Here is a 1,447-nt window from a genome sequence, read left to right as displayed (position 1 = left end):
CCACCGCCACGGTGTCGCCGCGATAGCTCGCCACCCGCGGCCGCGGCCGGTCGGTCGGCAACGACAGCTGCGCGGGCAGCCCCGCCAGCTCGTCCCGCCAATACGCCAACTGCCGCGACACCACACTGTCGGGATCGGTGTGCTCACCCAACAGTTGCCGCTGCCACAGCGTGTAGTCCACGTACTGCACCGGCAGCGGCACCCACTCCGGGCTGCGGCCGTAGATACGTGCGGTGTAGGCGCCGGCTAGATCCCGCAGCAGCGGCGCCAACGACCACCCGTCCCCGGCGATATGGTGGATCAGCAGCAGTAGCACGTACTCGCCGCGGGTATGGTCGTCCTCACCCGGGCCGGTGCAGCGGAACACACTCGCCCGCACCGGGATCTGCGCCGACAGGTCGAACGCATACCGCGCCGCCGCGGCCACCGCCGCGACCATGTCCATGTCTTCTACGTCGGCGACCGTCACAGGTACCTCGAATTGGCCGACCGCGAGCACCCGTTGCACCGGTACCCCGTCGACGTCGGCGAACACCGTCCGCAGGCTTTCGTGTCGTCCCACCACATCGGTGAGCGCCGCCCGCAACGCCGCCACGTCCACCGCGCCCGTCAGCCGCACCCCCAACGGGATGTTGTAGGTGGCCGAGGGGCCTTCGAACCGGTGGATGAACCACAACCGTCGCTGCGCGAACGACACCGGCATCGGCTCCGGCCGCTGGGCCACCGCCAATACCGGCCGCACCCCTACCTCGTCGTCGAGGCGCGGGACCAGCCGGGCGACGGTGGGGGCGTCGAACGCCGTCCGGATGGGGACCTCCACCCCCAGGACCGCCCGGATGCGGCTCACCAGCCGGGTCGCCAGCAGGGAATGTCCGCCCAGCTCGAAGAAGTCGTCGTCGATACCGACCCGGGCCACCCCGAGGACGTCCCCGAACAACTCCGTCAGTATCTGTTCGCGCGCCGAGCGCGGTGCCCGATACGCCACCCCCGACACGAGCTGCGGGTCGGGTAGCGCGGCGTGGTCGAGCTTCCCGTTCGGGGTCAACGGCATCGCCTCGACCGATATCACCACAGCCGGGACCATGAATTCCGGTAGCCGGTCGGCTGCGAAGTGGCGTACGTCGGTGGTCAGCAGGCTTGCTTGTGGATGGTTGGTATAACGGGTGGGGTCTTTGGGGGGTGTCGATGTGGTGAACACGTCGGTCAGGTGCTTGTCGCGGGCGGTGGTGGGGTCGATGAATATCGCGTCCATGCATCCGGTGTGTGTCGACCAGGTCACCGCGGTAGTGAATCCCAGTCGTGTGCCGAGGGTATGCAGATCCTCCGGGAGCAGTCCCGCACCGGTTCGGGCGGTGTCGGGGGGTGGTGTGATCTGTTCGGGGTCGGGGGTGAGCGACTGCCCCGCTCGGAGTTGTTCGACCGCGTGGACGTCGTCGACGAGTCCGAG

General features: G+C 68.8%; 1 protein-coding gene. It reads right to left on the bottom strand.

All coding sequences use genetic code 11. From position 1 onward, the window contains the following. On the bottom strand, positions 1-1,447 hold a 1,447-nt coding region (locus ACX4ZE_RS22715; RefSeq protein ID WP_480275499.1), incomplete at both ends, for a condensation domain-containing protein.

The sequence above is a fragment of the Nocardia sp. TBRC8007 genome (genome assembly GCF_056629435.1).
Note: the sequence above shows the minus strand (reverse complement) of the source record. Positions and strands in the feature narration are given on the sequence as shown.